Annotated in this window: 31 protein-coding genes, 1 tRNA gene and 1 pseudogene; 18 read left to right on the top strand and 15 right to left on the bottom strand. The window is 63.6% G+C overall.

What is annotated here, in order from left to right:
* Nucleotides 1-29 precede the first annotated feature (29 nt).
* Nucleotides 30-917 (bottom strand): LysR family transcriptional regulator, encoded by an 888-nt coding sequence (locus ACO06J_RS14475; RefSeq protein WP_421761422.1) that lies wholly within the window; start codon nucleotides 915-917, stop codon nucleotides 30-32.
* Nucleotides 918-1,030: 113 nt separating this feature from the next.
* Here ACO06J_RS14475 and ACO06J_RS14470 point away from each other — a divergent pair, with 113 nt between their 5' ends.
* Nucleotides 1,031-1,651 carry an NADPH-dependent F420 reductase gene (locus ACO06J_RS14470; protein WP_421761421.1) on the top strand — a complete coding sequence of 207 codons (621 nt, stop codon included), beginning with the start codon at nucleotides 1,031-1,033 and terminating at the stop codon, nucleotides 1,649-1,651.
* A 59-nt stretch (nucleotides 1,652-1,710) separates the two neighbouring features.
* Here ACO06J_RS14470 and lptB read toward each other — a convergent pair whose 3' ends face one another.
* From lptB to ACO06J_RS14450, 4 genes are read right to left on the bottom strand one after another with little or no spacing between them, the layout of a single operon-like run.
* On the bottom strand, nucleotides 1,711-2,481 hold the full coding sequence (gene lptB / locus ACO06J_RS14465; RefSeq protein WP_421762518.1) for an LPS export ABC transporter ATP-binding protein: 771 nt from the start codon (nucleotides 2,479-2,481) through the stop codon (nucleotides 1,711-1,713).
* Nucleotides 2,466-2,924 carry a lipopolysaccharide transport periplasmic protein LptA gene (lptA, locus tag ACO06J_RS14460; protein ID WP_421761420.1) on the bottom strand — a complete coding sequence of 153 codons (459 nt, stop codon included), beginning with the start codon at nucleotides 2,922-2,924 and terminating at the stop codon, nucleotides 2,466-2,468. Before lptA ends, lptB begins: the two co-directional genes overlap by 16 nt.
* Complete coding sequence (locus ACO06J_RS14455; protein ID WP_421761419.1) at nucleotides 2,921-3,574, bottom strand: hypothetical protein; 654 nt, start codon at nucleotides 3,572-3,574, stop codon at nucleotides 2,921-2,923. Before ACO06J_RS14455 ends, lptA begins: the two co-directional genes overlap by 4 nt.
* On the bottom strand, nucleotides 3,574-4,191 hold the full coding sequence (locus ACO06J_RS14450; protein ID WP_421761418.1) for a ribonuclease D: 618 nt from the start codon (nucleotides 4,189-4,191) through the stop codon (nucleotides 3,574-3,576). Before ACO06J_RS14450 ends, ACO06J_RS14455 begins: the two co-directional genes overlap by 1 nt.
* Nucleotides 4,192-4,350: 159 nt before the next feature.
* Between ACO06J_RS14450 and ACO06J_RS14445 the strand changes: the two genes are divergently transcribed.
* Nucleotides 4,351-6,162 carry a polysaccharide biosynthesis protein gene (locus ACO06J_RS14445; RefSeq protein ID WP_421761417.1) on the top strand — a complete coding sequence of 604 codons (1,812 nt, stop codon included), beginning with the start codon at nucleotides 4,351-4,353 and terminating at the stop codon, nucleotides 6,160-6,162.
* Nucleotides 6,163-6,229: 67 nt separating this feature from the next.
* Here the strand turns inward: ACO06J_RS14445 and ACO06J_RS14440 are convergent, their stop codons facing one another.
* The gene (locus tag ACO06J_RS14440) at nucleotides 6,230-7,219 is read right to left on the bottom strand and encodes a FecR family protein (protein ID WP_421761416.1); all 990 of its coding nucleotides are present in this window, start codon (nucleotides 7,217-7,219) and stop codon (nucleotides 6,230-6,232) included.
* A 346-nt stretch (nucleotides 7,220-7,565) separates the two neighbouring features.
* Here ACO06J_RS14440 and ACO06J_RS14435 point away from each other — a divergent pair, with 346 nt between their 5' ends.
* Together ACO06J_RS14435 and ACO06J_RS14430 are read left to right on the top strand one after the other, a co-directional pair.
* The gene (locus tag ACO06J_RS14435) at nucleotides 7,566-8,999 is read left to right on the top strand and encodes a class I adenylate-forming enzyme family protein (RefSeq protein ID WP_421761415.1); all 1,434 of its coding nucleotides are present in this window, start codon (nucleotides 7,566-7,568) and stop codon (nucleotides 8,997-8,999) included.
* 73 nt (nucleotides 9,000-9,072) lie between these two features.
* Nucleotides 9,073-10,518, top strand: coding sequence for an ANL family adenylate-forming protein (locus ACO06J_RS14430; RefSeq protein WP_421761414.1), 1,446 nt, complete (start codon nucleotides 9,073-9,075; stop codon nucleotides 10,516-10,518).
* A gap of 80 nt (nucleotides 10,519-10,598) precedes the next feature.
* On the opposite strand, the gene ACO06J_RS14425 is transcribed toward ACO06J_RS14430, so the two are convergent.
* A tRNA-Leu gene (locus ACO06J_RS14425) sits at nucleotides 10,599-10,683 on the bottom strand.
* A gap of 202 nt (nucleotides 10,684-10,885) precedes the next feature.
* Here ACO06J_RS14425 and ACO06J_RS14420 point away from each other — a divergent pair.
* The gene (locus tag ACO06J_RS14420) at nucleotides 10,886-11,851 is read left to right on the top strand and encodes a complex I NDUFA9 subunit family protein (protein ID WP_421761413.1); all 966 of its coding nucleotides are present in this window, start codon (nucleotides 10,886-10,888) and stop codon (nucleotides 11,849-11,851) included.
* Nucleotides 11,852-11,881: 30 nt separating this feature from the next.
* On the opposite strand, the gene ACO06J_RS14415 is transcribed toward ACO06J_RS14420, so the two are convergent.
* On the bottom strand, nucleotides 11,882-12,694 hold the full coding sequence (locus ACO06J_RS14415) for an undecaprenyl-diphosphate phosphatase (RefSeq protein WP_421761412.1): 813 nt from the start codon (nucleotides 12,692-12,694) through the stop codon (nucleotides 11,882-11,884).
* 123 nt (nucleotides 12,695-12,817) lie between these two features.
* Between ACO06J_RS14415 and ACO06J_RS14410 the strand changes: the two genes are divergently transcribed.
* The 8 genes and pseudogenes from ACO06J_RS14410 to ACO06J_RS14375 all read left to right on the top strand — a co-directional run bounded on the left by ACO06J_RS14410 (nucleotide 12,818) and on the right by ACO06J_RS14375 (nucleotide 17,483).
* A complete protein-coding gene (locus tag ACO06J_RS14410; RefSeq protein ID WP_421761411.1) occupies nucleotides 12,818-13,495 on the top strand; it encodes a glutathione S-transferase family protein in 678 nt (225 codons plus the stop codon).
* A gap of 39 nt (nucleotides 13,496-13,534) precedes the next feature.
* On the top strand, nucleotides 13,535-13,861 hold the full coding sequence (locus ACO06J_RS14405) for a BrnT family toxin (RefSeq protein ID WP_421761410.1): 327 nt from the start codon (nucleotides 13,535-13,537) through the stop codon (nucleotides 13,859-13,861).
* Nucleotides 13,851-14,078 carry a CopG family antitoxin gene (locus ACO06J_RS14400; RefSeq protein WP_421761409.1) on the top strand — a complete coding sequence of 76 codons (228 nt, stop codon included), beginning with the start codon at nucleotides 13,851-13,853 and terminating at the stop codon, nucleotides 14,076-14,078. Before ACO06J_RS14405 ends, ACO06J_RS14400 begins: the two co-directional genes overlap by 11 nt.
* Nucleotides 14,079-15,221, top strand: a complete 1,143-nt coding sequence (queG, locus tag ACO06J_RS14395; protein ID WP_421761408.1) for a tRNA epoxyqueuosine(34) reductase QueG — start codon at nucleotides 14,079-14,081, stop codon at nucleotides 15,219-15,221.
* Between the two features lie 13 nt (nucleotides 15,222-15,234).
* Nucleotides 15,235-16,107: an SDR family oxidoreductase gene (locus tag ACO06J_RS14390; protein WP_421761407.1), complete on the top strand. Its 873-nt coding sequence runs from the start codon at nucleotides 15,235-15,237 to the stop codon at nucleotides 16,105-16,107.
* Nucleotides 16,104-16,757, top strand: coding sequence for a GNAT family N-acetyltransferase (locus ACO06J_RS14385; protein WP_421761406.1), 654 nt, complete (start codon nucleotides 16,104-16,106; stop codon nucleotides 16,755-16,757). Before ACO06J_RS14390 ends, ACO06J_RS14385 begins: the two co-directional genes overlap by 4 nt.
* Before the next feature lie 271 nt (nucleotides 16,758-17,028).
* Nucleotides 17,029-17,175 (top strand): annotated as a pseudogene (locus tag ACO06J_RS14380) (type II toxin-antitoxin system RelE/ParE family toxin); the annotation flags it as partial.
* A gap of 17 nt (nucleotides 17,176-17,192) precedes the next feature.
* Nucleotides 17,193-17,483: a Fis family transcriptional regulator gene (locus tag ACO06J_RS14375; protein WP_421761405.1), complete on the top strand. Its 291-nt coding sequence runs from the start codon at nucleotides 17,193-17,195 to the stop codon at nucleotides 17,481-17,483.
* On the opposite strand, the gene ACO06J_RS14370 is transcribed toward ACO06J_RS14375, so the two are convergent.
* Entirely contained in the window at nucleotides 17,480-18,280 is an 801-nt protein-coding gene (locus tag ACO06J_RS14370) for an alpha/beta hydrolase (RefSeq protein ID WP_421761404.1), read from the bottom strand. The genes ACO06J_RS14375 and ACO06J_RS14370 overlap by 4 nt on opposite strands.
* Nucleotides 18,281-18,467: 187 nt before the next feature.
* Here ACO06J_RS14370 and infC point away from each other — a divergent pair, with 187 nt between their 5' ends.
* The 4 genes from infC to ACO06J_RS14350 all read left to right on the top strand — a co-directional run bounded on the left by infC (nucleotide 18,468) and on the right by ACO06J_RS14350 (nucleotide 21,946).
* Nucleotides 18,468-19,004: a translation initiation factor IF-3 gene (infC, locus tag ACO06J_RS14365; RefSeq protein ID WP_421762517.1), complete on the top strand. Its 537-nt coding sequence runs from the start codon at nucleotides 18,468-18,470 to the stop codon at nucleotides 19,002-19,004.
* Nucleotides 19,005-19,198: 194 nt separating this feature from the next.
* Nucleotides 19,199-20,713 carry an RNA polymerase factor sigma-54 gene (gene rpoN, locus ACO06J_RS14360; RefSeq protein WP_421761403.1) on the top strand — a complete coding sequence of 505 codons (1,515 nt, stop codon included), beginning with the start codon at nucleotides 19,199-19,201 and terminating at the stop codon, nucleotides 20,711-20,713.
* Between the two features lie 144 nt (nucleotides 20,714-20,857).
* A complete protein-coding gene (locus ACO06J_RS14355) occupies nucleotides 20,858-21,430 on the top strand; it encodes a ribosome hibernation promotion factor (protein WP_421761402.1) in 573 nt (190 codons plus the stop codon).
* 48 nt (nucleotides 21,431-21,478) lie between these two features.
* A complete protein-coding gene (locus tag ACO06J_RS14350; RefSeq protein WP_421761401.1) occupies nucleotides 21,479-21,946 on the top strand; it encodes a PTS sugar transporter subunit IIA in 468 nt (155 codons plus the stop codon).
* Between the two features lie 32 nt (nucleotides 21,947-21,978).
* On the opposite strand, the gene ACO06J_RS14345 is transcribed toward ACO06J_RS14350, so the two are convergent.
* Both ACO06J_RS14345 and ACO06J_RS14340 read right to left on the bottom strand, forming a co-directional pair.
* Nucleotides 21,979-22,251, bottom strand: coding sequence for a DUF1150 family protein (locus ACO06J_RS14345; protein WP_421761400.1), 273 nt, complete (start codon nucleotides 22,249-22,251; stop codon nucleotides 21,979-21,981).
* Between the two features lie 15 nt (nucleotides 22,252-22,266).
* On the bottom strand, nucleotides 22,267-22,686 hold the full coding sequence (locus ACO06J_RS14340; RefSeq protein ID WP_421761399.1) for an Hsp20 family protein: 420 nt from the start codon (nucleotides 22,684-22,686) through the stop codon (nucleotides 22,267-22,269).
* Nucleotides 22,687-22,810: 124 nt separating this feature from the next.
* Between ACO06J_RS14340 and ACO06J_RS14335 the strand changes: the two genes are divergently transcribed.
* Nucleotides 22,811-23,674 (top strand): glycosyltransferase family 2 protein, encoded by an 864-nt coding sequence (locus ACO06J_RS14335; RefSeq protein WP_421761398.1) that lies wholly within the window; start codon nucleotides 22,811-22,813, stop codon nucleotides 23,672-23,674.
* On the opposite strand, the gene ACO06J_RS14330 is transcribed toward ACO06J_RS14335, so the two are convergent.
* Genes ACO06J_RS14330 through ACO06J_RS14315 form a run of 4 tightly spaced genes read right to left on the bottom strand, consistent with a single transcriptional unit; the run spans nucleotide 23,671 to nucleotide 26,511 of the window.
* Nucleotides 23,671-24,564 carry a ribokinase gene (locus tag ACO06J_RS14330; RefSeq protein WP_421761397.1) on the bottom strand — a complete coding sequence of 298 codons (894 nt, stop codon included), beginning with the start codon at nucleotides 24,562-24,564 and terminating at the stop codon, nucleotides 23,671-23,673. The two genes, ACO06J_RS14335 and ACO06J_RS14330, sit on opposite strands and share 4 nt — an antisense overlap.
* A complete protein-coding gene (locus ACO06J_RS14325; protein WP_421761396.1) occupies nucleotides 24,561-25,079 on the bottom strand; it encodes a DUF1697 domain-containing protein in 519 nt (172 codons plus the stop codon). Before ACO06J_RS14325 ends, ACO06J_RS14330 begins: the two co-directional genes overlap by 4 nt.
* Nucleotides 25,076-25,672: a YdeI/OmpD-associated family protein gene (locus ACO06J_RS14320; RefSeq protein WP_421761395.1), complete on the bottom strand. Its 597-nt coding sequence runs from the start codon at nucleotides 25,670-25,672 to the stop codon at nucleotides 25,076-25,078. The genes ACO06J_RS14325 and ACO06J_RS14320 overlap by 4 nt, the downstream gene beginning before the upstream one ends.
* Entirely contained in the window at nucleotides 25,672-26,511 is an 840-nt protein-coding gene (locus ACO06J_RS14315; RefSeq protein WP_421761394.1) for an arylamine N-acetyltransferase family protein, read from the bottom strand. Before ACO06J_RS14315 ends, ACO06J_RS14320 begins: the two co-directional genes overlap by 1 nt.
* Between the last annotated feature and the right edge of the window lie 4 nt (nucleotides 26,512-26,515).

Genomic DNA, 26,515 nt, shown 5'->3' with positions numbered 1-26,515 from the left:
TAGCAGTTTAAGTTAACCCGACCATGGGGTTAGTCGGCGAGTGCGGCAGCGATCGCATCCATGAAGACACGGACCCGGCGGGGAACCAGCCGCCGCGACGGGTAGAGGATGTGGATCGGCAGCGTCATCGTCTGCCAGTGCGGCAAGAGATGGACGAGCCGGCCGTCGGCAATCGGGCCCCGCACCAGATCGACCGGCAGATAGACGACGCCCGCGCCCGCGAGCGCGGCCGACAGCTGCGCTTCGCCATTGTCGATCTGCAGCCCGCCTTCGACCTCGGCGATGATGCTGGCCCCGCCCGGCCCGAAAAAGGGCCAGCGGCCGCGCGGGCTCATGTTGAGGTTGAGGATGCAGCGATGTCCCTTGAGTTCGCCCGGCGTCATCGGTGTGCCGTGGGCCGCGAGGTATTCGGGCGCTGCCGCGCACATCAACTGGTAGGTCCCCACCGTGCGGGCGATCATCGAGGAGGCCTGCAACTCGCCGATGCGGATCGCGAGATCGAAGCCTTCGGCAATGAGGTCGGCGCGCCGGTCACTGAGCGACAGTTCCACCACCACTTCCGGGTTCGCCTCACAGAACCGCGCCACCACCGCCGCGAGCCGGTGGATGCCGAGGGTCGCGGGGCCAGTCGCCCGGATGCGGCCGGTCAGTTGCCCGGGCTCAGAGCGGGTCAGTTCCCCCAACTCTGCCATGGCTTCGAGCACGGTTTCCGCCTGGGCGAAAAAGCTCTCACCCAATTCTGTCAGCCGCTGCGCCCGGGTGGTGCGCTCGATCAGGCGGGCGCCGTGCTCCTCCTCCAGCGCCTGGACCCGCCGCCCGACCATGGCCGGCGAAATGTCGAGGAGGCGCGCGGCGGCGGCAAAGCTGCCAGCTTTCACCGCGGTCACAAAGGTCTCGAGATTGGTGAGCTCTGCCATTCGATACATTTTCGCAAGAGTGAAGCGTCAATGGCGTGCATTCTATACTCCGAACTGGCGGCGTAGATAGACATCACGGAAATCGAAACCGCATCAAACCGATGGAGAGAAAAATGACTGTTGCAATTCTGGGTCTGGGCAATGTCGGCAAGGGTCTCGCTAAGCGCCTCGCTGGCAAGACTGAACTGGTGCTCGGCGCCCGTGACGTGGCCGCCGCTGAAGCCTTCGCCAAGAGCGTTGGCGTCAATGTGACCGACTACGCCAAGGCAATCGCCGTCGCCGATATCGTCGTCCTGGCACTGCCCTATGCCCATGCGCTGGAAGTCGCCAAGTCCGGCGCCCTCAATGGCAAGATCGTTGTCGACCCGACCAACCCGATCAAGCCCGATTTCTCGGGCCTCGCGATCGGCCACACCACCTCGGCCGCCGAGGAAATCCAGGCGCTCGCCAAGGGCGCCAAGGTCGTGAAGGGCTACAACACGATCTTTGCAAGCCTCTTCGATGCCTCGACTGCTGCAACCACCTCGGTCCCGGTGTTCCTTGCTGGCGATGATGCCGCTGCCGTCGATGCAGTCGCCGAAATCGTTACGAAGTCCGGCTTTGCGGTGGAGCGCGTTGGTGGCCTTGATGGCGCCCGCCTGGTCGAGCCGCTTGGCATGCTCAACATCCGCTTCGGCTATGGCCTCGGCCGTGGCACCGCGATTGCGCCGAACTGGCTGGCTGTCGCTGCCTGATCCGTCAGGAATAGTGAATGTTGCAAGGCGGGTCTAAGGGCCCGCCTTTTTTGTCTGGGCTAGACCGAGAAACTGTCGCCCAGATAGACGCGTCGGGCTTCGGGGTCGGCGGCGATGGTTTCGGGGCTGCCCTCGATCATTACGCGGCCATCGTGGATGAGGTAGGCGCGATCGACCAGCGACAGCGTTTCGCGCACCGCGTGGTCGGTGATCAACACGCCGATGCCGTGCTCAGTGACCTGCCGGACCAGCGCCTTGACCTCGGCGACGGCGATCGGATCGACGCCCGCAAACGGCTCATCGAGCAGCATGAACAGCGGATCGGCGGCGAGCGCGCGAGCGATTTCGACGCGCCGGCGTTCACCCCCTGACAGAGCCAGGGCGCTTGATTTGGCGAGGTGGGAGATGGCGAACTCGTCGAGCAGTTCTTCGAGCCGTGCCATCCGGTCGGCCTTGCGCGGGACATGCCCTTCCAGCACGGCGAGGATATTGCCCTCGACGCTCAGCCCGCGAAAAATCGAGGGCTCCTGCGGCAGGTAGCCGATGCCGAGCCGCCCGCGCTGGAACAGCGGCAGGTCGGTGATCGGCCGGCCATCGAGTTCGATGGTCCCCTTGTCGGGCTTCACCAGCCCCATGATCATGGTGAAAACCGTGGTCTTGCCCGCGCCATTGGGACCGAGAAGGCCGACGGCTTCACCGCGTCGCACCGCGAGGCTAACATCGGCGATCACCGTGCGGCGGCCAAAGCGCTTCTGCAGCCCGCGCGCCACCAGCCAGCCAGACTGGTCGAACTCGGTATCGATATCGGGCGAGGTCATTTCGGGGTGAATACGCCGGTCACGCGGCCGCTCTGGCTGCCCTTGAAGGTCGAGGTATTGTTGGCAAGGTTGACCACGAGTTCCGGCCCCTTCAGCGTGCCCTGCGCATTGACCACGGCGACATTGCCGATGAGACGGATGGTCTGCGTCGCCGGGTCGAACGTTGCGGTATCGCCGGTTGCCTGCTGGCCGGCGGTCTTGATTTTCACATTGCCGGTGGCGGTGAGCGACTTGATGTCGGACTGCCCGCCCTTGCCGTAAAGCACCACGACTTCGCTGGCGGTGAGGTCCATGCCCTCGCGCTTGATCACCACATTGCCGGAAAAAGTCGCCTGTTGCTTCCCCTCATCGACGGTGAAGGTATCGGCGCTGATCTCCACCGGGATGCCTGCAGCGAGGACGGGGGAGATGGCGAGTCCGAGCAGCAGCGCCAGACTGAGCAGCAGGTTTCTCACTTGGACTCTCCTGGCGTGATGTTGAGCGTAATCCGCGCCTGCTGGAATACCCATATCTTTGTATTGCCGTCAAAGCGCATCCCCGCAGCATCGAGCGTGCCCAGCGCGCCGAACTGTGCGTGCACTGCGCCTGTCGCTTCGGCCTGCATCTTGAGCATATTGGCGAAGAGCCCATCGACCGTGCCGGACATGCCGTCACTGCTCGAAAAATGTGTGGTGTCGACCACGGTCAGCAATTGCTCGCTGGTCTGGAGTTCGGCGCTCGCCGCTTCGGCCTTCAGGGAAGGGCCCTGGGCCGGGGTGGCGCTGAACACCACATTGGTCAGATCGACCACATCGGTGGAGCCGATCGCAGCCTTAGCCGCCTCCGCCGACAGTGAGAATGCCGTACCATCAGCGGTGGTGGAATGCAGTTCCGGCGTATCGACCACAAGGTTGTTGCGATCGATGTGGATGTTGGAAAAGCCGAACTGGTTGCGCAGCGCATCGAGGACCAGCGCGCCGCCGATAACCAGCAGCGCGGTGGCCGCCAGCGCCGGGATCACCCAGCGGAGGAGCCGCACCAGCCGGTTGCGTCGCCGCAAACGCGTATGCACGCGGTCGCGGTCGGCCTGATCCGGCGGGCTATCCGGCGACGCCACCAGGGCCATCAGCTATGCGCGAAGATATCGCTTTCGTCCCAGCCGAGCAGATCGAGCTCGATGCGTGCGGGAAGAAAGCCGAAGCAGGTTGCGGCCAGTTCGCTCCGGCCCTCGCGGCGCAGCATGCGATCGAGATGGCGCTTCAGGTCGTGGAGGTAGAGGACGTCAGAGGCGGCGTATTCGAGCTGTGCGTCGGAGATCTTGTCGGCGCCCCAGTCAGAGCTCTGCTGCTGCTTGGACATATCGACATTGAGCAGTTCGCGGCAGAGGTCCTTGAGGCCGTGCCGGTCGGTATAGGTGCGAACGAGCTTGGAGGCGATCTTGGTGCAGTAGACCGGGCCGGTGACGATTCCGAACCGGTGCTTCAGCACCGCGATATCAAAGCGCGCGTAGTGGAAGATCTTGGTGACTGCGGGGTTGCCCAGCAGCTTGACGAGGTTCGGCGCGTCCTTGAGGTCCGCAGGAATCTGCACCACGTCGGCGCTGCCATCGCCGGGCGACAGCTGCACCACGCAGAGCCGGTCGCGGCGCGGGTCGAGCCCCATGGTTTCGGTGTCGATCGCCACCTCCTTGCCGCCATAGCGCGAGAGGTCGGGCAGGTCGCCCCGGTGCAATCTGATCGTCATGCTGACATCCTGGTTCCAGTGGGGGTGTGATGCCACAGCATAAAGGCGTTGGAAAGGCCGGGGCGCATCGCTACAACCAGCCAGCTGCGCTTGGGGCGGCGGGATCAGTCGGCAATGTTGGGTTCGATCAGAGATAAACTCAGTGGCTTGCCACGGGGCATGAAGCGCCTCCTGCTGATCGGCTTTGATATCCTCGCGCTCCTTGGCGTGCTCTGGTTTGCCTTCAGCGTCCGGCTCGGCGTGTTCTCCCCGACCCTGCCGCATATCCTCCTCATCCTTCTGGCGCCGGTGGTGGCGATCCCCGTGTTCATCCGCATGGGGCTCTATCGCGCGGTGATCCGCTATCTGCCCGAGCGCGCCATCTGGACCATGATCCAGGCCATGGCGCTTGCGACCCTGAGCTGGGTGGCGGCGCTGTTTCTGGCCGAAGCGACGCGGATGGCGGTGTTTCCGCGCACCGTGCCGGTGTTCTATTTTCTGTTTGGCACCATTGTCATCGTCGGCTCGCGCTTTGTGGCCAAGACGCTGCTCTGGCTGCCGGAGCGACAGGCCGGGCCGGCTGCAGGCGTCGTCATCTATGGCGCCGGATCAGCCGGCAGCCAGCTCGCCGAGGCGCTATCGGCGCAGAGCCGGCACTTCGTCGCTGCGTTTATCGATGATGATCCGAGGCTCTGGGGCCGCGATGTGGCGGGGTTCCGGGTCTACCCGCCGCAAAAGCTCGAAGAGCTGATCCGCAATCGCGGCGTGCGCGAGGTGATCCTCTCGATCCCCTCCGCCGATGCCAGCCGGCGCAGCGAGATCGTCACCGAGCTGAGCCGCCAGCCGGTCAAGATCCGCACCCTGCCGGCAATCGTCGACCTGGTATCGGGCAAGTACCTCGTCAGCCAGCTGCGCGAGATCGCCATCGACGACCTCCTCGGCCGCTCGGCCGTGCCAGGCGATCCGGCGCTGTTCACCAGCCTTCTCGCCGGGCGGACGGTGCTGGTGACGGGCGCGGGCGGCTCGATCGGCTCGGAGCTGACCCGGCTGATCGTGCGCTGGGGCCCCAAAAAGCTCATCCTCCTCGAAGCCAACGAGTTCGCGCTCTACGAAATCGAGCGGCACCTCAAATCAACCTGCGAGACCCCGGTGCTGCCGGTACTCGGCTCGGTCGCCGATGCCCCGCTGGTGCGGCGCATCCTGCGCAATGACCATGTTGACGTGATCTTTCACGCGGCGGCCCACAAGCACGTGCCTTTGGTTGAAGCCAATATGCTCGAAGGCGTGCGTAATAATGTGATGGGGACGCGCACCCTCGTCGAGGCGGCGACAGAAGCGGGCGTCCCGCACTTCGTCCTGATTTCCACCGACAAGGCGGTGCGGCCGACCAGCGTGATGGGCGCCACCAAGCGCTGGGCCGAGCTGATCGTCCGGCATTTCGGCGCCAAGGACGACGGCCGCATGCGCCATTTCTGTTCGGTGCGCTTCGGCAATGTGCTGGGTTCGAACGGCTCGGTGGTGCCGCTGTTTCGCGAACAGATCGCCACCGGCGGCCCGGTGACCCTCACGGACAAGCGGATGACGCGCTATTTCATGTCGATCCACGAAGCAGCCGAACTGATCGTCCAGGCCGGTGCCTTGAGCAAAGGCGGGGATATCTTCCTGCTCGAAATGGGCGATCAGGTGTCGATCCTCGAGCTGGCAGAGAACATGATCCGGCTTGCCGGACTGACCGTCAAATCGCCGGACAACCCGGCAGGCGACATCGCAATTGTCGAAACCGGAATGCGCCCTGCTGAAAAGCTGACCGAAGAACTGTTCTTCGATCCCGCCAATGCCGAGCGCACCGGGCAGCCCAAGATCCTCCGCTCACCCCCCGCTGCCCGCAGCACGGGCGACCTCGAGGCAGCACTCGCCACTTTGGGTGAGGCACTGGTGCGCGAAGACGAGGCCGAAGTGCGGCGCGTACTGTTCAGCTACGTCGAAAGCTAAGAGCCGCGGAAGCGGCCCGCGACGGGCCGCTTCGGATACAGCGCCGCAATGGGCCGAGAAATGGGCCCTAGCGGCCCATCCCGTTCCCCATTCCGTGGCCCATCCCGCCGCCGGGACCCATACCACCTTCGTCGTCTCCGTCTTCATCATCATGCTCATGGCCATCGCCGGGATGATCATGGCCGTCGCCGGGGGGATCGCAGACCGGCGGCGGCGGAGGAGGAGGCGGAGGAGGAGGCGGAGGAGGCGGCGGAGGCGGAGGTGCACCGCTATCGGCAATCTTGTTGAGGACAATTGCAGGCGCACCTGAGCCGCACTCGCCCGGCTTCTTTACGCGGAAATCGGTCTTCAGCGATTGCTGGGACTCGACGTAGCGGAAATCGGCATTGGCGACTTCGCGCTTCTGTGACTTCTGGTCGAACAGTTCGGCATCGCGCGTGGTGTTGACCGCGCCCACCGAACAGCGCTCGGAAATGGTCACGCAGTCTTTGGAGCGGGCACACAGGAACACCTGGCCCTCGAACAACACCACCTTGGTCTGGCCCGTATGCGGATCCACCGTAAAATCGAACTTGGTACCGCGGACGCCCAACGTGCCGGTGGGCGTGATGATCTGGTAGGCGCTCTTTTCGCTGTTCCCTGTGAGGAACCGGAACGTGCCGGCCAGCGCATTGACGGCAAACTTGCCGGCCGTGCCATCGGCGCGCATCAGGTATTTTTCGACGATCAGTGCCGAATTCGGACCCACCACCAGGTGCGTGTCATCGGCAAAGATCACCTGAACTTCGCCCACCGGGCCTGTCTTGATGGTCTGGCCCTCGAACAGGTCGCTGCCCTGCAGCAGCGTGACCTGCGTCGCGCCGACCAGCGACGCGTCCTGGCGGACTGCCACTGCGGTGCCCATCGGGGCATCAGCGAATACCGGGCTCTGGAGCCCGAGACCGAAAAGCAAAGCCGCTGACAGCGTCCACAACGAGCCACGCAGCCAACTGAGCCGATTTGGGGTCAGCCCCATCGGCTCCGGGGCATCTTCGCCCCCAAACGCACTGTTACTCATATCGCACCCACAAGCCCGCTAAGCCGCAGGTTTCCAGACATCTGGAAGCGTCGCACCACCCCCTGCGCAGGCGAGCGCTCGTAGTTAACTCTTTCTTAACTCAGTATTGCAAGCAGAGTTTGAATTGATGGTTGCCGGAGGTGCTTTCGACACTGATCGCGCTGCTTCAAGCTGTTTGCACCCTCTGTGCGAAATCTCTGTCCCCCAGTCAGAATGTGGGCCCATTTCTAAAAATGAGGATGCGCCCCGGCTTTGGGCTTGTCCCGGCGGAACGCCTCCGCCCGCTTGCTCCGTGGCCGTAAAGCGCAGAAACTATGCCGCTTTTACCGATTGCGGACGCGACCCGATGACCAGCAACTTTGCCTTTGCCGCGCTCCAGCGGGCCTATAGCCAGCCCGACGCCACGGCCTTCTCGGCCGAGCGAAAAGTCAGCTACCAGCGCTTCGCCGATCTGACAGTTAATTTCGCGCGGCGGCTGGAGGCGCTTGGCGTTGGCCGCGACGCGACTGTGGCGCTGGCCATCCAGGACCTGCCGCTGGCTATCGCCGCGGTGACAGCGGTTGGCCTGCTTGGCGCGCGCTGGGTACAATTGGCGGACATCGCGCCGGCAACCTTTCCCGGCACGACACACGTGCTGACCTCCGGCGCCGGTGCCGAACGTCCCGGCGGTATTGCGATCGATCCGAACTGGCTCGATGCCGGGGTGTCGACCGAAGCTGCGCTCACTGGCTTTGCCGGCGCCGCAACTCCTGACGCCACCTGGATGATCGCCCATTCCTCGGGCACCACCGGCAAACTCAAATACATGCCATTGAGCTATGAGGCGGTGGGACGACGCATCGCCAATCCTGAACTTCAGGATGGCGCGCCGCCCACAACCCTGACCCTGTTTTCGCCGCTGAGTTATATCGGCGCCAAGATCGGCACCGGCAATCTGGTGCTCGGCGGCACCAACGCGCAATGGGCCCCCTGGGAGCAGTTGCTGGCTGGCGGCGTCAACCGCATCATGGGCTCACCCGCCCAGTTTACCTCCGCCATCTTCAGCCGCACGGCACCGCCGGCCCGAAAGATCCGCTCCGCCAAGGTGACCGGTGCGGCCGTAACTCAGAAATTCGTCGAAACCGCGCTGCGCTATTTCGACGAATTGTACGTGCTTTACGGCGCCACCGAAGTGGGCACCACGACGCTGGCCGTCTACACCGATGCGGCGCAATACAATGGGTCGGCCGGCCATCCCTATGAGGGTGCCGTTGTTGAGATTCTCGACGCGGACGGCCGGCCATGCCCTGCTGGCACTGAGGGCATGGTGCGAGTGAAGACGGACTGGGCCGTTCCCGGCTACATCGGCGAGCCGGAATTGACTGCCGCCTATTTCCAGGACGGCTGGTTTCACCCCGGCGATCTCGGCACGCTCGATTCGACTGGCGCGCTCACCATCACCGGCCGCACCGGTGATGTGATCAATGCCGGGGGCCGTAAACTCAACGCAGCTGAGCTCGACGAGATCATCCAGGCACATTCAGAGGTACAGGACGGCTATTGCTTCATCGACCGCGATCAGTTCGGCGCCGATGTCCTCGCCGTCGTCCTCGCGCTCACCCCCACCGCTAACCCCAGTTGCCTCGCCGAAATCCGCGACGCGGCCATCGCCAAACTGGGCAAATCGAAATCTCCGCAACGCTTCTATATCGCCGCCAAAGTGCCCCGGAACGAGAACGGCAAGCCGATGCGGCGCGAGGCGGCGGCGGGGGTCGGGGGATATGTGCTGATCGAGGTGTGAGGCAGTTTGGTGCCTTTACGGGCACAACGCTCTCCACTACTTCGGTTGGTGTCGAAAGCTCGAGTGCGCCGCAATGACCGGGAACTATGCCATCGCCGCCCTCGAAAGGGCGTATCGCGGCCCCGGCGCCGTAGCGGTCGCAGCTGCCGGGCGCAATGTCGCCTACGGGGCCTACGCCGATCTGACGATCAGCTTCGCTCTGCGCATGCGGGCGCTGGGGGTAGATGGCAACTCGACTGTCGCACTCCTCACCAAAGACCTGCTTGCCGCCTTGGCCGCAATCGGGGCAATCGGGCTGCTCGGGGCCCGCTGGGCGCCGCTTGCCTCCAGCACCGCAGCGCCCTTTGCTGGGACCACGCACGTTTTCACTTTTGGCCCTGGCACCGAACGGGCAGACGCCGTTGTCATCGACGCGGGCTGGTTCAAGCCGGAGCAGAGCAACGCAGCGGCGCTGGGTCAGTTCGCCGGCGCCACCAGCCTTGACGCCACCTGGATGATCGCCCATTCATCGGGCACCACCGGCAAGCTCAAATACATGCCGATCAGCTATGGCACCCTGTGGAACCGCAGTTCCGTCGCGGACCTCGAGGGTGGCGCGCCACTCACACTGCTCAATCTGTTCTCGCCGCTGAGCTATGTCGGCGCGCGCATCAACGCCTTCAATCTCGTTCATGGCGGCACCAACGCCTACTGGGCGCCGTGGGGGCAATTGCTGGCGATGGGCGTCAATCGCATCATGGGCTCGCCCGCTCAGCTCTCCCTTGCTATCTTCGAGCGCACCGCGCCGCCTGCAAAAAAGATCCGTTCCGTCAGGGTCACCGGCGCGCAGGTAACGGCGAAGTTCGTTGCCACCGCCTTGCGGTATTTCCACGAGGTGCAGGTGCTCTATGGGGCCACCGAAGCCGGAACCATGACGCTCGGCCGCATCACTGACGTCGCGGCCTTTGATGGCTCGACCGGCCAGCCCGTTGAGGGCGTTGAAGTTCAAATCCTTGATGCCGACGAGAGGCTGTGTGCGGCCGGGGTCGAGGGTATCGTCCGCGTCAAAGCCCCCTGGCCGGCCCCGTTCTACATCGGCGAGCCCGAGCTCACGGCGCAGGTCTTCAAAGATGGCTGGTTCTATCCCGGCGACCTGGGCCGGCTGGATGCCACCGGCGCGCTCTGCATCACCGGCCGCACCGGGGACGTCCTCAATGTGGGCGGCAAAAAGCTCAATGCGTCGGAACTGGACGAAATCATCCAGGCGCATCCCGATGTGCGAGATGGCTATTGCTTCATCGACCGCAACGATTTTGACGGTGAAATCCTCGCCATTGTGGCCACCCTGAAGCCCGGCGCCTCCCGCCGCTGCCTCGCCGAAATCCGCGATGCCGCGGTGGAAAAACTCGGCCAATCCAAAGCGCCGCAACGCTTCTACGTCACCGACACGCTGCCGCGGAACGAAAACGGCAAGCCCATGCGGCAGGAAGCGGCGGCAGCAGTGGGACGGTTCAAGGTGGTGGAGGAAGACCGCGGTTGACCGCATCTCCACACTGACTCGGAGCCGGCCCGCCCAAAACAAAAGGCCTCCCGCGGGGGAGGCCTCTTTCGATCGTCCATTGGTGCCCTGGAGAAGACTCGAACTTCCACGTCTTTCGACACACGGACCTGAACCGTGCGCGTCTACCAATTCCGCCACCAGGGCAAACCGATGGGCGCCGCTAACTAGGGGATCGGTGGGGGGCTGTCAATCGGGCAATTCCCCTGGAGATTTCCTTTGTGGTGCGACACTGCGTTCGGCGTCGGCTCGCCTCGGCTCTCGACAGGGTCCGGGGCTCACGCTAGAAGCGGCAGAACCTTGATTTCTGTGCCTTGTTTCACCCCAGCCGAGCGGAGCTTCCCGAGCCATGGATAACACCAAGAACCTGGTCACCATCTTTGGCGGCTCGGGCTTTGTCGGGACCCAGATCATCCAGTTGCTGGCCCGCAAGGGCTACCGGATTCGGGTGGCGGTGCGCCGGCCCGATCTTGCGGGGCACGTCAAGCCGCTGGGCGGCGTCGGCCAGGTCATGCCGATCCAGGCCAATATCCGCAACCTCGAATCAGTGGAGCGCGCCGTAAAGGGCGCCCATATCGTCATCAACCTCGTCGGCATCGGCTACGAGGCCGGCAAGCAACGCTTCCGTGCCGTGCAGACCATGGGCGCGCGCAACGTCGCGCAGGCCGCCAGCGCTGCCGGCGTGACGAGCCTCATCCACATGTCGGCGATTGGCGCCGATGCGCAGAGCCCCTCTGCCTATTCCCGCACCAAGGCGCTGGGCGAGGCAGAAGTGTTCGCCGCGTTCCCCAATGCGGTGGTGATCCGCCCCTCGATCATTTTCGGGCAGGGCGATGGCTACTTCAACCTTTTGGGCTCGCTCGTCCGGATGTTGCCGGTGATCCCGCTGCTCGGCAGCAAGACCCGCTTCCAGCCGATCTATGTCGGCGATGTGGCCGAGGCCTTTGTCGGTGCCATCGAGGGCAAGGTGAAGCCGGGCAGGGTCTATGAACTGGGCGGCCCAGAGATCGAGACCAACCGCGAACTGCATGAGCGCGTGCTGCGCGACACTCTGCGCAATAACCTTCTGGTGCCGGTTCCGGCCGGGGTGGGCAAGCTCATGGCGCTGCCGTTTGCGCTGCTGCCGTTCAAGCCGCTGCTCACCGCCGACCAGGTCGAGAGCCTCCAGGCCGATAACGTCGTCTCCGATGCAGCCATCCGTGAAGGCCGCACGCTCGCCGCCTTCGGCGTGACGCCCACGCCGATGGAGGCGGTTCTCCCCACCTATCTGTGGCGCTTCATGAAGAACGGCCAGTTCGACCGCCAGACGGCGTAAGTCCCGGCTGAGCCAAGGGTCATCGAAGGCTCAGCCGAACAGCAGCACGCCCCAGAGCCCGATGGCGCCGATGAAGATCCGCCAGTACGCAAAGATCGCAAAACCGTTGCGCGAGATGAAATCGAGCAGGTAGCGCACGACGAAGAACGCCGTAATGAAGGCGGCGGCAAAGCCAATGATCACGGCTGCGCCAAGCTCTGACGTGATCATGTCGCGGCTCTTGTACAAATCGTAGAGGAAGGCGCCGGCCATCAGCGGCATGGCGATGAAAAAGCTGAACTCGGCGGCCGAGCGCTTGTCGGTGCCGAGGAGGAGCGAACCGACGATGGTGGCGCCTGAGCGCGACACGCCCGGCACCAGCGCCAGCATCTGGAACAGCCCGATGTAAAAGCAGAGCAGCGGCGGGTAGCTGTAGATATCGGTGTATTTTGGCGTGAGCTTCAGCTGGTCGACATAGAGCAGGATGATACCGCCCACGATCAGCGACACACAGATGGTGATCGGGCTTTCGTAGATCACCGTCTTGATGAAGTCGTGCGCCAAGACCCCGACAATTGCCGCCGGCAACGAAGCCAGCACGACCCCGAGAATAAAGCGTAACGCGCCCGGTTTGCGGGCAATCGCATCCTTTGCAATAGTCAGCAGCCGCTCGAAGTAAACCACGACGATGGCAAGGATGGCGCCGAGTTGGATCAGGACTTCGAAAACGCGCCCTGGACTCTGAAAGCCGAGGAAATGTTCGGCCAACAGCAGGTGCCCGGTCGACGAGATTGGAAGGAATTCAGTAACCCCCTCGACGATGCCCAGGAGGAGCGGCACAAAAAGACCTTGATCGACGCTCATCTGATCTCCTAATCATCGGCACCGGCGGCCTCTGGCGCGGTGCATCTAGCCCGATTTGCGGGGTTTCGCCAAGCTGGCACCGGCCGGCAAGCAGCCCTACCCAAAAGGATTTTCGCGTCGCCCATGCCACGCCTGTTGCACCACCGCCTCGACCCCGCTTCGCGCCTCGCCCGGCTGATGTTCGCCGAATATGGCGTCGGTGCCGATCTCGAAGATATCAAGCCCTGGATCCGCGAGCCGGCGCTGCTCGAGATCAACCCTGCTGCCACCGTGCCGATCATGATCGAGCCGGGCGAGCCGCCCGTGGTGGGCACGCTTGCCGTGCTCCACGCCATCGAGGATCGCTATGCGCCTACCGCCGTGCCGGGGTTGTTCCCGTCCGAGCCGCGGGCGCGGGCCGAGATGTGGCGGCTGCTCGAATGGGTGCTGGTCAAGCTCAATGACGAGGTGACGCGCTACATCCTCGAGGAAAAGATCGTCAAGCGCGACCACCGCGGCGCCACCCCCGAGCCGAGCGTGCTGCGGGTCGCCAAGGCTAACCTTGCCGAGCACCTGCTGTATTTCAACTGGCTGTTCGCGACGCGCCAGTGGATCGCGGGCGACACCATGACGCTCGCCGACTTTGCGCTCGCCTCGCACCTTTCGACGCTCGACTACCTGGGCGATGTGCTCTGGGACACCGCGCCGGAGACGCGCCAGTGGTATGCCCGCATCAAGTCACGCCCGGCCTTCCGCACCCTGCTCAACGACCGGATTGCGGGAATGCCTGCGGCCGCGGGTTATGCGGACCTTGATTTCTAGCCTGAATATACTATTGTATATACATTCTTGGAGCGAAACGTGGCCGAGCAGGCACGCCTCGACTGGGATTCAGGCAATATCGAGAAGTGCCGGAAGCACGGCGTTACACGTGACGAGATCGAGGCGATGTTTGCGTCGGGCACGGCGTGGTCCTTTCCCGATGTTGCGCACTCGCAGAGCGAAGATCGCTTCATCGCAGTTGGTCGGAGCCGGAGTGGCCGCCCGTTGTTCGTGATTTTCACGTTGCGGCAGGCGGACGGGGTGCCACTGGTGCGGCCAGTCAGTGCCCGCTACATGCACGCAAAGGAAGTGAAGCGATATGAGCAGGCAAGCGAGGCCGAACAGCGTTCCGAAAATGACGACTGACGATGAGGCCGAAACCTTCCTGATGCAGGACCTTTCGGCCCTGGATTTCTCCCAGTTCAGGCCCATGCCATTCGAGTTCGAAAAGAAAGAGGCACAGGTGAACATGCGAGTGCCGCGGTCGCTGCTGGACTCCGTCAAGGACAGGGCGAAGGCACATGGCGTTCCCTACACGAGGTACATTCGCATGCTGATGGAGCGGGATCTGGCGTCCAAATAGATGGCCGCTACGAACACCCTCCTTGCCGATCTCAAAACCCGCGCCAAGGCGCTGGGTTTTGATGCTTTCGGCGTCACCCGCGCCGATGCGCGGCCCGATCTGAGAGACAAGCTCGATATCGCGCTGGCCAATGGCTGGCATGGCGATATGGACTGGATGGCGGAGTCCGCCGAGCGCCGCAGCGCACCCGAGGCACTGTGGCCTGAGGCGAAATCGGTGATCATGCTTGGGGTCAACTACGGGCCCGATGCCGACCCGCTGGCGCAACTGGGTGAGCGCGGCATCGGCAATATCTCGGTCTATGCCCGCAACCGCGACTATCACGAGTTGATCAAGGGGCGGCTCAAGGAGCTCGCCGGGCTGCTGTCGCGGCGCACCGGGGCCGAGGTCAAGGTGTTTGTCGATACCGCGCCGGTAATGGAAAAGCCGCTGGCCGAAGCCGCCGGCATCGGCTGGCAGGGCAAACACACCGTGCTGGTCAGTCGCGATTTTGGCTCGTGGATGTTTCTTGGCGCCATCTTCACCAGCGCCGAGCTGCCAGCGGACGAGCCGCACCCCGAAAGCTGCGGCAGCTGCCGACGGTGCTTAGATATCTGCCCCACCAATGCGTTCCCCGCGCCGTTCCAGCTCGATGCGCGGCGCTGCCTTGCCTATCTCAACATCGAGCTCAAGGGGCCGATCCCGCTCGAGTTCCGCGCCGCCATGGGCAACCGCATCTATGGTTGCGACGATTGCCTCGCGGTCTGCCCGTGGAACAAGTTCGCGTCCCAGACCCGTGAAATGAAGCTGCAGGCGCGCGACGACCTGAAGGCCCCGGCGCTGTCCGATCTGGCGCAACTCGATGATCCGGCGTTCCGGGCGCTGTTCGCCGGATCGCCGGTCAAAAGGCTCGGGCACGCGCGGTTTCTGCGCAATGTGCTGATTGCGATCGGCAATTCCGGCGATGCGGAGTTAGCGCCTCTCGCCGAGGCGCGGCTCGCTGATGCAGATCCGCTGATCCGCGGCGCGGCGGTGTGGGCGACGCGGCGGCTGGTCGCAGCCGGTAAAGCCAGAGCGCTGGCGCTTGCGTTTTTGCCGCGAGAGGGTGACATCAGCGTTCAGGCAGAATGGAGCGCGGTCGTCCAGCCGGTGCGCGCAGACTAAGAGTTACATGGCTATGGACGTCTTCTTTTTTGGCATGGGCTATTCCTCGCGCGCCACGGCGCGGGCCCTCCACACGCTCTATGATCCCGAAATCCCGATTGCCGGTACGACGCGCAGCCAGGAGCAGGCGGAGAGCTTTGCCGACAGCGCTTATCGCATGCATGTGTTCACTGGCGAGGCGCCGGGACCGACGCTCTCCGAAGACCTCCGCCGCGCCACCCATGTCATCCTCTCGATCCCGCCCGATGAACATGGTGATGCCGCGCTCAACCAGCATCGCGCCGATCTCGACGCGGCGCCGAACCTCGAGTGGATCGGCTATTTCTCGACCGTCGGCGTCTATGGCGATTTCGGCGGCGCCTGGGTGGATGAGGATTCCCCGACGCTGCCAGTGAATTTCCGCTCAAAGCAGCGCGTTCTGGCCGAAAGTGCCTGGCGCGCCTATGCGGAAGAGCGCGGCGTGCCGCTCTTCATCGAACGGTTGGCGGGCATCTACGGGCCCGGCCGCTCCGCCTTCGACAAGCTGCGCGAGGGCACGGCGCGGCGGATCGTCAAGCCGGGGCAGGTGTTCAACCGCATCCACGTCGCCGATATCGGTGCGATCACGGCGCGTGCCGCCCATGAAAAACTCGCCGGCACGTTCAACCTCGCCGACAACGAGCCGGCCCCGCCGCAGGATCTCGTGACCTACGCGGCCAAAGAGATGGGCGTCACGCCGCCGCCCGAGGTGCCGTTTACCGATGCGCAAATGACCGAGATGGCACGGAGCTTTTATTCGGACAACAAACGCGTCTCCAACAAGCGCATCCTTGCCGCGCTCAACACGAGCCTGCTGTTCCCGACTTATCGGGAAGGGCTCGACAGCATCTGGACCGCCCGAACATGACCAATCTCCACCCCGCCCGGCCGCCGGTGCCTCAACTGCTCGAAGGCCGCTACGTGCGGCTCGAGCCGGTTGGTCCCCAGCATGTCGATGACCTGTTCGTCGCCTCCACTGTCCCCGATGCGGCCGAGCGCTTTGCCTACCTGCCGGGAAACCGGCCGACCACCCGGGCCGATGTCGAGGACTGGGTGCGGTCGGCGATGAGTTCGCGCGACGCATTGGTCTATGCCGTCGTCGACAAGGCCACCGGCAAGGCCGGTGGCCGCCAGCAACTGATGCGGATGGAGCCTGAGCAAGGCGTTATCGAGCTCGGCGGCATCTATTGGGGCCCCGGCATCGCCCGGACCCGGCTGGCCACCGAGGCCTTCTACCTCACCGCCCGCCACATCTTCGAAGACCTCGGCAACCGGCGCTTCGAGTGGAAGTGCAATGACCGGAACGAGCCCAGCAAGCGCGCCGCCCTGCGCTTCGGCTTCACCTATGAGGGCCTGTTCCGCCAGCACATGATCGTCCGCGGCGAGAACCGCGACACGGCCTGGTTTTCGATCCTCGATTCAGAATGGCCCGACCGCAAGGCGCGGCTGGAGCGGTGGCTGGACCCGGCCAATTTTGATGCGGATGGGGTGCAGAAGGCGGGGCTGGGCGCGGTTTGACAGAATGTATCATATATGATACAAGCTGCGTTGAGCTGATTGAGTGGAAGAGTGAAGGCCCAGCGAAATAGATGGGTTAAGCCATTGAATGTTTGAGGTCATTTTCTACCGGACCGACGCAGGAAATGAACCCGCGCTAGATTGGTTTAGGGCCGTGGAGCCGGAAGAGCGCCGTATCGTCGGCTTTCACCTCCGAGTTTTGCAGCTGGGCTTTCCGATGGGAATGCCGCTTTGCAAGTCCTTGGGAGACGGCTTGTGAGAACTCCGCAGCACGCTCCCGAACAGGATTGCGCGCGTAGTGTTCTTCATCGATGGGCAGAGCTTCATCGTGGTCCATGGCTTCATCAAGAAGACCCAGAAGACTCCGAAGGAGGAACTGGAAACTGCCAAGGCACGGAAAAGGCTATATAAACTCTAGACTGCAAGTGAGACCTTATGACCATCAGCAAGCATCCGAACCACGGCACAACCCTTGAAGACGTTCTCCGCGAAGATGGGAATCTTGAAGCGGCCACGGCCTATGCGGTCAAGCGGGTGATCGCCTGGCAGCTCGAAGAGGAAATGGCCAAGCGCCACCTCACCAAGACCGCCATGGCGAAATTGATGGATACAAGCCGCAAGCAGCTCGATCGGGTGCTGAGCCCTGACGACGGCAACGTGACGCTTGAGACCTTGCAGCGAGCAGCCAAGGCCGTCGGTCGCACCATCAAGCTCGAACTCGCCTAGAGCTCAAGCACCAACTGCTCCAGCGGCCCATCCACCGCCCGCAGCACCGCCGCTCCCAGCAGCCTCAGATCCTGGTCGCGGCTGAGCCGGTGGTCACCGTCTGGTACCAGGGTGAAGGTCACCGGATCGGTGAGCAGGTGCTGCACTAGGCGCAACGCATGGGCGCGCGGCACGTCGACATCCTTGCCGCCCTGGAGGATCGTCACGGGCGCGCCGACATCGATGCCCCGGCCGAACAGCAGGTGCCGCTTGCCGTCGTCGATCAGGCGGGCCGTGATCGGGTAGGGCTGGTCGGAATATTCGGACGGCTGGTCGACCCGGCCGGTCTCTTCAAGCGCCTTCAGTTCCTTCTTCGAAAAACCCTTCAGCATCAGTTCCTCGGTCATATCGACCGCCGGAGCGATGAGGATCAGCGCCTTCACCCGCTCGCCGCTTTGGCGCCGCAGCGCCCGCGCCAGCAACAGCGCCAGCCAGCCGCCCATGGAGGAGCCGATGATCACCTGCGGGCCTGAGGTTAACGCAAACACCGCCAGGGCTTCCTCGAGCCAGCGCGAGATGGTGCCATCGAGAAAATCGCCGCCTGACTGGCCGTGTCCCGAATAATCAAAGCGTGTCACCTCAAGGCCGTGCGCTGCCCCAAGTGTATCGAGGGCCGTTGCCTTCGAGCCGATCATTTCCGAACGGTAGCCACCGAGCCAGAACAGGCCCGGGGACCGGCCGCGCCGCCTGAGGCAAGCAATCTGCCGTGTCTGCTCCCCGGTGCCGACCGTGATCAGTTCTGGCGTTCCGGCGTCCATCGTGGTTAGTGCCCTTTGAAGATTGCGTTGCCTTTTGCCCGCTCGGCGGCGCCCCGGCAACACTTTCGCGATAACCACCGCCCGCGATGGTGTTTCTGCCACGTTTGCATGTTGACTTATGCCTGCGCCGACACGATTTTAGGCGCGATTTCCCGCCGCTTCGGTAACTGTTGAAGGATCGCCTGCCATTCGTCGTCCCATGAGACCAGTCGCGCCCCAAAAAGATGGGCCGCAATCCAATGAAGACATCTCCTCCGCTGACGTCCAGCTGATCGATGGCGAGGGCACCAACCGTGGTGTCGTGCGCACCCGTGAAGCGCTGGCCGAAGCGCAGGAGCAGGGGCTCGACCTGGTGATCATCTCGCCGAACTCCGTGCCGCCCGTTGCCAAGATGCTCGATCTCGGCCGCTTCAAATACGCCGCCCAGAAAAAGGCCGCCGAAGCGCGCAAGAAGCAGAAGGTCATTGAGGTCAAGGAAATCCAGTTGCGTCCGAATATCGATACGCACGATTACGAGACCAAGATGAAGGCCGTGCACCGGTTCCTCGAAGAGGGCGACCGGGTCAAGGTGACCATGCGCTTCCGCGGCCGCGAAATGGCGCACCAGGACCTGGGCATGCAGCTTTTGATCAAGGTGCAGGCTGAGCTCGAATCGAAGGCGAAGGTCGAATCCTCGCCGCGCTCGGAAGGCCGGCAGATGGTCATGGTGCTGGCGCCCAAATAGGGCAGCCGGACTGAAGATTGAAAAAGGGCGGCCCCGAGGCCGCCCTTTTTGTTTGTCCCGATGCGCGAGCTGGAGAGCGGCTGTCGCAAAGTTGCAAAGCCCTTTAACCAGTCTTGGCACAAATCTTGCCCTTAAGCTTTTGTTGAGGCATGGTGCCCCCGCGAGTTCGTCGACGAGTGGGGAGTACGTTTCGGATGGCCATGTCGCCACGGCTTGAGGTTCGCCAGAGCCAGAGCCTGACGCTTACCCCGCAACTGATGCAGTCGATCCGGCTGCTGCAGCTCAGCCATCTTGAACTCAACACCTTTGTCGAGATGGAACTGCAGCGCAATCCGCTGCTCGAGCGTGAGGATGGGGTGGAGCCGGGCGAGACCGACAATACCGAACTGCCCGAGCGTCCCGCCGAACTCAGCGCTTATGAGGACACGGTCGACCATGGCGACCGCATCCAGTCCGCCGATTCGATTGCCAGCGGTTACGACACCGAAGTCGATAACGTCTTTCCCGACCAGTCGGCCCAGGATCGCCAGCCCGATCTCGGCCAGTGGAGCGAACGCGGCGGCGCGCCGGGTGAGGACGCGCCCGATATCGACCAGTTCGTCGCCGCGCGCCCCAGCCTGTCCGATCATCTCGGGGCGCAGGTCGGTCTCATCATTTCCGATCCGCGCGAGCGGCTGATTGCCCAGTTCCTGATCGATAGCCTCAACGAAGCCGGCTACCTCGCCAACGAGCTTGAGCAGATCGCCACCCAGCTCGGTGCGCCGCTGGAGACGGTGGAAGCCGTGCTGCTCAGGGTGCAGGGCACCGACCCGGTGGGCGTCTTTGCCCGCGATGTGAAGGAGTGCCTCGCGCTGCAGCTGCGCGAAAAGGATCGGCTCGATCCGATGATGCAGCGGCTGCTCGACAATCTCGACCTGATCGCCGCCCATGACCTCGGCGCGTTGACCCGCGCCATTGGCTGCGACCGCGAGGACCTGATGGAAATGCTGGGCGAGCTCAAGGAGCTCGACCCCAAGCCAGGCCGCGCCTTCGAGACGGCGCCGATCGAGTCGGTGGTGCCCGATGTTTTCGTGCGCCGGGGGCAGGGGGGCGACTGGCAGATCGAGCTCAATTCCGATGTGTTGCCGCGCGTGCTGGTCAACCGCGTCTACTACGCTTCGGTGACCAAGAAGACTCGCGATCCGGCCGAAAAGACCTTCCTGACCGATTGCCTCGCGACCGCCAACTGGCTGGCCAAGAGCCTCGACCAGCGCGCCCAGACGATCCTCAAGGTCGCCGCCGAGATCGTCAAGCAGCAGGATGGCTTCCTGCTGCACGGCATCACGCATTTGAAGCCGATGACGCTGAAGGCGGTCGCCGATGCGATCGAAATGCATGAGTCGACGGTGAGCCGGGTGACGTCCAATAAGTATATGGCAACGCCACGCGGCCTGTTCGAGATGAAGTACTTCTTCACCACTGCGCTGGGCTCTTCGACCGGCGGCGATGATCATTCTGCCGAAACCGTGCGCCACCGCATCCGGCAGATCATCGACGCAGAACTTCCCTCCGACATCCTTTCGGACGATACCATTGCCGAAATGCTGCAGAAGGAAAGAGGCATCGAGGTCGCGCGGCGCACCGTCGCCAAGTACCGCGAGGGCATGAACATCCCCTCCTCGGTGATCCGCCGGCGCCAGAAGCGCGCGCTTGCGACGGCCGGGCGCTGATACCGAACTGTTTTCCGGCAACCCAACCCCCTTGCGACGCATTGCCCCCTCGATGGGGCAGGTCTAGACTCCCCTCGTCAGGGTGCCCACATCCATAGCGTCGGGCATCCCGGCACGGTTCAAAAAAACAGAAACGAGGACTCCATGACTCTGCGCGTTTCCGGAAAGAACATGGATTTGGGCGAAGCCCTGAGGAGCAAGGCGGAGGGCCACTTCGACGCCGTCGTCAAGAAATACTTCGATGGCAATTACACAGGACACATGACGCTGGAGCCCGAGGGCTCGGGGTTCAACGCGCAATGCATGGTGCACCTCGACTCAGGCGCCATCCTGCAGTCGAGCGCCTATGGTGGCGATGCTACCTCGGCCTACGAGATCATGGCCGGCACCATCGAGCAGCGCCTGCGCCGCTACAACCGCAAGCTCAAGGCGCACCGCCGCCACGCCAGCGGCGCCACCGATGAGGCGGCCCAGTCCTATGTCCTTGCTTCGAGCGATGACCATGAGGAACTGCACGAGGACTACTCCCCGCCCGTGATCGCGGAGACCACGTCCAATCTACGACAGATGTCTGTGGGTGAGGCCGTCATGCAGCTTGATCTGACTCAGGCAGAAGTGGTCGTATTCCGCCATGCTGGACATGGGGGCCTGAATGTGGTCTACCGCCGCGCCGATGGTAATATTGGCTGGATCGACCCGGCCTTGCGCCCAAACTAGGGTCGCTCAAGCGACTGCTCTTCCTGCTGTCAAGATAGGGCTCTTTTAATGGAACTGGCAGACATCCTCTCCGAGGAGTCCGTTCTTGTTTGCTCTGGCCTGAAGACCAAACTCGAAGTCCTTAGAACGCTTTCAGAGCGGGCCGCCCGGGTGACCGGGGAGCGCGCCGACGCCATCTTCGCGGCCGTCAACGACCGCGAAGAACTTGGCTCCACCGGACTGGGCAACGGCATCGCCATCCCGCATGGCAAGTTCAGCGGCATCAAGGGCGTCACTGCGCTGTTTGCGCGACTCGACCAGCCGGTCGAGTTCGACTCGGTGGATGACCGGCCGGTTGATCTGTTGATGCTGTTGCTGGCCCCAATGGGGGCAGGCGCCGATCATCTGAAGGCCCTGGCCCGCGTGGCGCGGATCCTGCGCACTGAATCGGTGGTCGAGCAGTTGCGCTCGACCGATGATGTGGCGCGGCTCTATGCGATCCTGACCCAGAAGCTGGCGATCACCCAGGCCGCCTGATCAGGCAGCCTGGTTCCCATCAAGGCTGGCGCTCAGTGGAGCGCAACAATCCCGAAATTCTGGCCGCTCAGCCAGTCGGTGACAGCCTCTTCGCTGTCGGCGACCATCAGCGGCGAGCCATCGGCGGACACCACGATGTGGTAGTCGTCGCCGCTTTCGATCTCATCTTCGGGCACGAGGCCTGCGAGGCTGTCGGCCTTGACGTGCTTGACATAGACCACGGCATTGCCGCCGAGCGCCATGAACTGGGCTTCGGTCAGGTGGCGCAACGGGTGGTCGCTATGGATATCGCGTGACTGTTGCATTTTGTGTTCCCCTTTCTAGGCAGAACGGATTTCGATGCGGCGCGCAAGCTTTGTCGCTTTTGGCCGGACAAGATCGATGCTCAGCATGCCATTCTTCAGCACTGCGTCCTGAACCAGCATCCCATCGGCCAGCAAAAACTGGCGCTGGAACTGCCGCGCGGCGATGCCGCGATGCAGATACTCCCGGCTGCCGTCATCGTGCTGGCGGCCCCTGACGAGCAACTGGTTGTCTTCGGCGATCACCTCAAGGTCGGCGGCCGCAAATCCGGCCACCGCAATCGAGATCACGAACCGCTCGTCTCCATCTGCCGCCAGCGTCCGCTCGATGTTGTAGGGCGGGTAGCCATCAGCAGCTTTGGCGAGGCGATCCACGCGTTCTTCGAACGCGTCGAAGCCGAGCAGGAACGGAGCCGAAAACATTGACACACGGGACATCCGATCCGCCCTTGCACAAGCAACGTAACAAGACGGCCCGAGTTTCAGTGGCACCGTCCGGTACCCGTGATATGGGACGATGCGGGACGCGCTTCAAGACCGCAACGGCAGGTGGGGGAACAGCTTGACCGACAAAACTGTAGCGGTGGTGATCGCTGCCTATAAGGCTGAGGACTTCATCGCAGAAGCGGTGGGCAGTGTCATCGCCCAGACCCATGAAGACTGGCAGGCCTGGATCATCGCCGACGACGCCGAGGACTACCAGGAGATCCTGGGCGACAAGGCAATCCACGACTCGCGGCTGCGCTTCCTGTCGACAGGCCGCGTTGGCGCTGGGGCGTCACGGGCCCGCAATCTGGCGCTCGATCGCCTCAACACCCCTTATGTCGCCATTCTCGATGCCGACGACCGCTTCAAGCCCGACAAGCTGGCCCGCGCCGTCGCTGCGCTTGCTGAGCACCCAATCGTCTCGTCGGCGCTCGATGTGATGAATGACCGTTACGAGCGGCTGCGGTTAGTGGGCGATGGCCCTGATCGCGTGCTGGCGCCAGGCGGGTACAAGTTCGTCAACCTCTCGATGGATTCGATGATCGTCTGGGACCGGCGCAAGTGCGACGCCCGCTATGATCTTGAGCTCACCAACATGACCGACCTCGAACTGCTGATGCAGCTCTGGCGCACAGCCGGGTCGGTGCACCACCTCGGTACGCCCGCACATGACTACATCAAGGTGTCCAACTCGATGAGCAATGGCGACGGCTTCACCGAAAAGATGATGCGTTCCAAGCGCGAACTCTTGCGGCGGCTGGAGGCGGGCTCGTACCGGTTCGCGGCGCCCGGCACGACCGAAGGCCTAGCGGCGTTCCTTGGCATATCGCTGGCTGCCGAGACCGCCTATCCGATCGAGCTGCAAAGCCACCCGGGCTTGCTGTTCGAGGACAATATCGAGCCGATGCTGCGCACCTACGAGGCGCGGGTCGCGTCCTAGAGGCTGGCCGCCTCGACTTCCGCCGAATAGGGCACCGAGGGCTGCGCGCCGGGCTTGAGGCAGGCAAGGCTGGCCGCCACTGCGGCGCGTTGCATCGCTGCCTCCAGCGCCAGCCCTTGATCGAGCCCGGCTGCAAGATAGCCCACGAAGGTGTCGCCAGCACCAACGGTGTCGACCGGCTCGACCTTGAGCGCCGGCACCGCAAAGCTCCCGCTCGGGGTCGCTGCCCGCGCCCCATCGGGCCCAAGCGTCACGATGATGGTCTGGTTCTGCGCCTTGGCCCACTCGGCCATCGCCTGATCGAGCCTGTCGAGCCCAGCACCGGTCAATAGCTGAAACTCGGTCTCGTTGGCAATCACGATCGAGGCCTTTTCGGCGATTGCGGCCGTGGTGGGAAGGAACGGCGCCGTGTTGAGGATCGAAACGACGCCCTGCTCGCGGGCGAGTTCCAGAGCGCGTTCGGTCGCGGCTTGCGGGATTTCCTGCTGGAGGATCAGGATCGAGCCGATCCCGAGGCCAGCAAGAGCCGCGTCGGCATCCTTCGTCCCCATCGTGCCATTAGCGCCGGGCAGAATGGCGATGACGTTCTCGCCGTGCGTGTCGACAAAGATCATCGCGATGCCGGTGGTGCCCGGAACTGTGCGCACCTGATCGAGGTTCACCCCGTCGGCCCTGAGCAGCTTCAGCGCCTCGTCGGCAAAGCTGTCCGTCCCCGCGGCAGCGAACATCCGCACGTCCGCACCGGCGCGGCGGGCGGCGAGCGCCTGGTTGGCACCCTTGCCGCCAGCAGCCATCGAAAAGGCGTCGCCGGGCACGGTTTCGCCCGGCCGGGGGATGCGGCTCACGGTGCCGATGAGGTCGAGATTGGTTGAGCCGAGTACAGTGATCAATTCAGCACCTTGGGAATGGTGTTCCAGTTGCGCGTCGTCGCGATGGTGCCCTTTTCAAGCTGCCGGTCGAACTTGTCCAGCCCCGGCCCATGCCGCCCGTCAGGCTGGCGGTAGCCGACGAGGTAGATGTCGCGCGCGTCGACCCGCGCCACGTCATGATCGCCCGGCACGCCAGCAAGCTTCAGGCCCTTGGGCAGAGGGCTGTCGAGCATCATCACATAGCGATGAAACGGCCCTTCGGTCGGGTAGGCCGCGAACGGGTTGGACGCCAGCATCGCCGCGATCTCGTCGCCATTGCGCATCACCGCTTCGCTGAAAAACCCCCAGCGCTTTTCAATAGCGGCCTCAAGCTCCGCCTTCGGGTCATGGTCGGTCTCGAACCGGACATTGCCGCTCGCGAGGATCGTCTTGACGCCTGTATAGCCCAACCCCTCGCAGAGCGCCTTGAGCTCGGCCATCTTCATCTGGCGCTTGCCGACATTGACGGCGCGGAGGAAGGCGACCCAGACGGTCACTTCCTGGCCTGCGGGTAGATGGTTTCGCCGCGCTTGAGCATCTCGACAAAGCCCGCGATCTTCTTCTGGCGCCCGGCTGGTGTCTTCAGCGCGTTGGTTCTGAAGATCAGCGAAAAGCGGTTCTGCGATGTCAGTTTGCCAAAGAATTCGAGCGCCGCCGGCTCTGCCTCGATCGCCGCCAACAGGTCTGCGGGTACTTCGCTCTTCGAGACCGAATAGGCCGCCTCCCAGCGGCCATCGGCCTTGGCGAGATCGACCTGCGCCTGCCCCTGCGCCTGCATCAGCCCTGCTTCGGTGAGCTTGGCGACCTTTTCGCGATTGACCTGGCTCCAGACGCTGCCCTTTCGACGCGGCGTGTAGCGCTGGAGAAAGCTCTCCGCGTCAAAGCCCTTGCGTATGCCGTCGACCCAGCCCCAGCAGAGCTCGGCATCGATCGCCTCGGACGGGGTGATCGTTGCTTTGCCCGAGCCCTTCTTGTGGATCTTGATCCAGACCTCGTCAGCTGTCGCGTGGTGCGTTGCGAGCCAGTCGTAGAACGCCTGGAAATCAGCGAACTCGTGCACCTTGGAATGATCGACGACGAACGGCGCCATCAGGCCGATCCGCTGAAGCGGGCAAAGACTGTTTCCAGCACCGGTTGCAGCCGCTCGTCATAGGGGAGCGCGATGCCGAACACCTGTTCCAGTACGTCGCGGATCTCCTGCACACTGGCGATCTCCCGCCGCTCCGTGGTGCCATCGAGCCCATGGCGCTTCAGCGACAGGTTGCGCAGCGTATGCCGGTGGGTCCTGTCGACGCGCGCCGCGATCAGGTTGTCGCGCTGCGTTCCGGTCGTTGAGGCGCGTTCGCTGAGTTCGGCGATGGCGTCAGCACCGAACTCAGCGCGTTCAAAGCTGTAAAGCGCTGTCCAGTCCTCGCCCAGCAGAGTCTCCAGCCTCCATACGGGCGGGCCGCCTGTCAGGCGGAACTTGCCATGCGGCGTGACCTGCTCGATATCGGCCTTGAGCCGCAGTGGCGCGGTCAGCGTCACGGCGCTGAAGCCCACATCGGCGAGATAAGGCACCGCGCCGATCTCGGTGATCAACGCAATATGACCAATCGGCCGTTCCGCGTCCTCTGGATGACCCCAGAGCGAGCGGGCGCCCACCACCTTCACATCAAAATCCAGCGATTGCAGCACCGCCTTGAACAGCAGGTTGTGCTCAAGGCAATAGCCGCCCCGCCGGTCGAACAGCAGCTTCTGCTGCAGGTTGGCAAGGTCGAGCCGCACCGGCGCACCCATCAGCGGGTCAAGGTTCTCGAACGGGATCGTCATCGGGTGTTGGAGGTGCAACAGGCCCAGCGTTTCAAGCGAAGGCGCGATCGAGCCGGCAAAGCCGATTCGCTCGAAATAGGCATCAATATCGGCCTCTTCCGCCACTGCTGACCTCATACAC

It is taken from the genome of Devosia sp. (genome assembly GCF_965229025.1).
In the GTDB taxonomy this organism is placed as follows: domain Bacteria; phylum Pseudomonadota; class Alphaproteobacteria; order Rhizobiales; family Devosiaceae; genus Devosia_A.
This window is presented reverse-complemented; position numbering and strand designations above follow the sequence as displayed.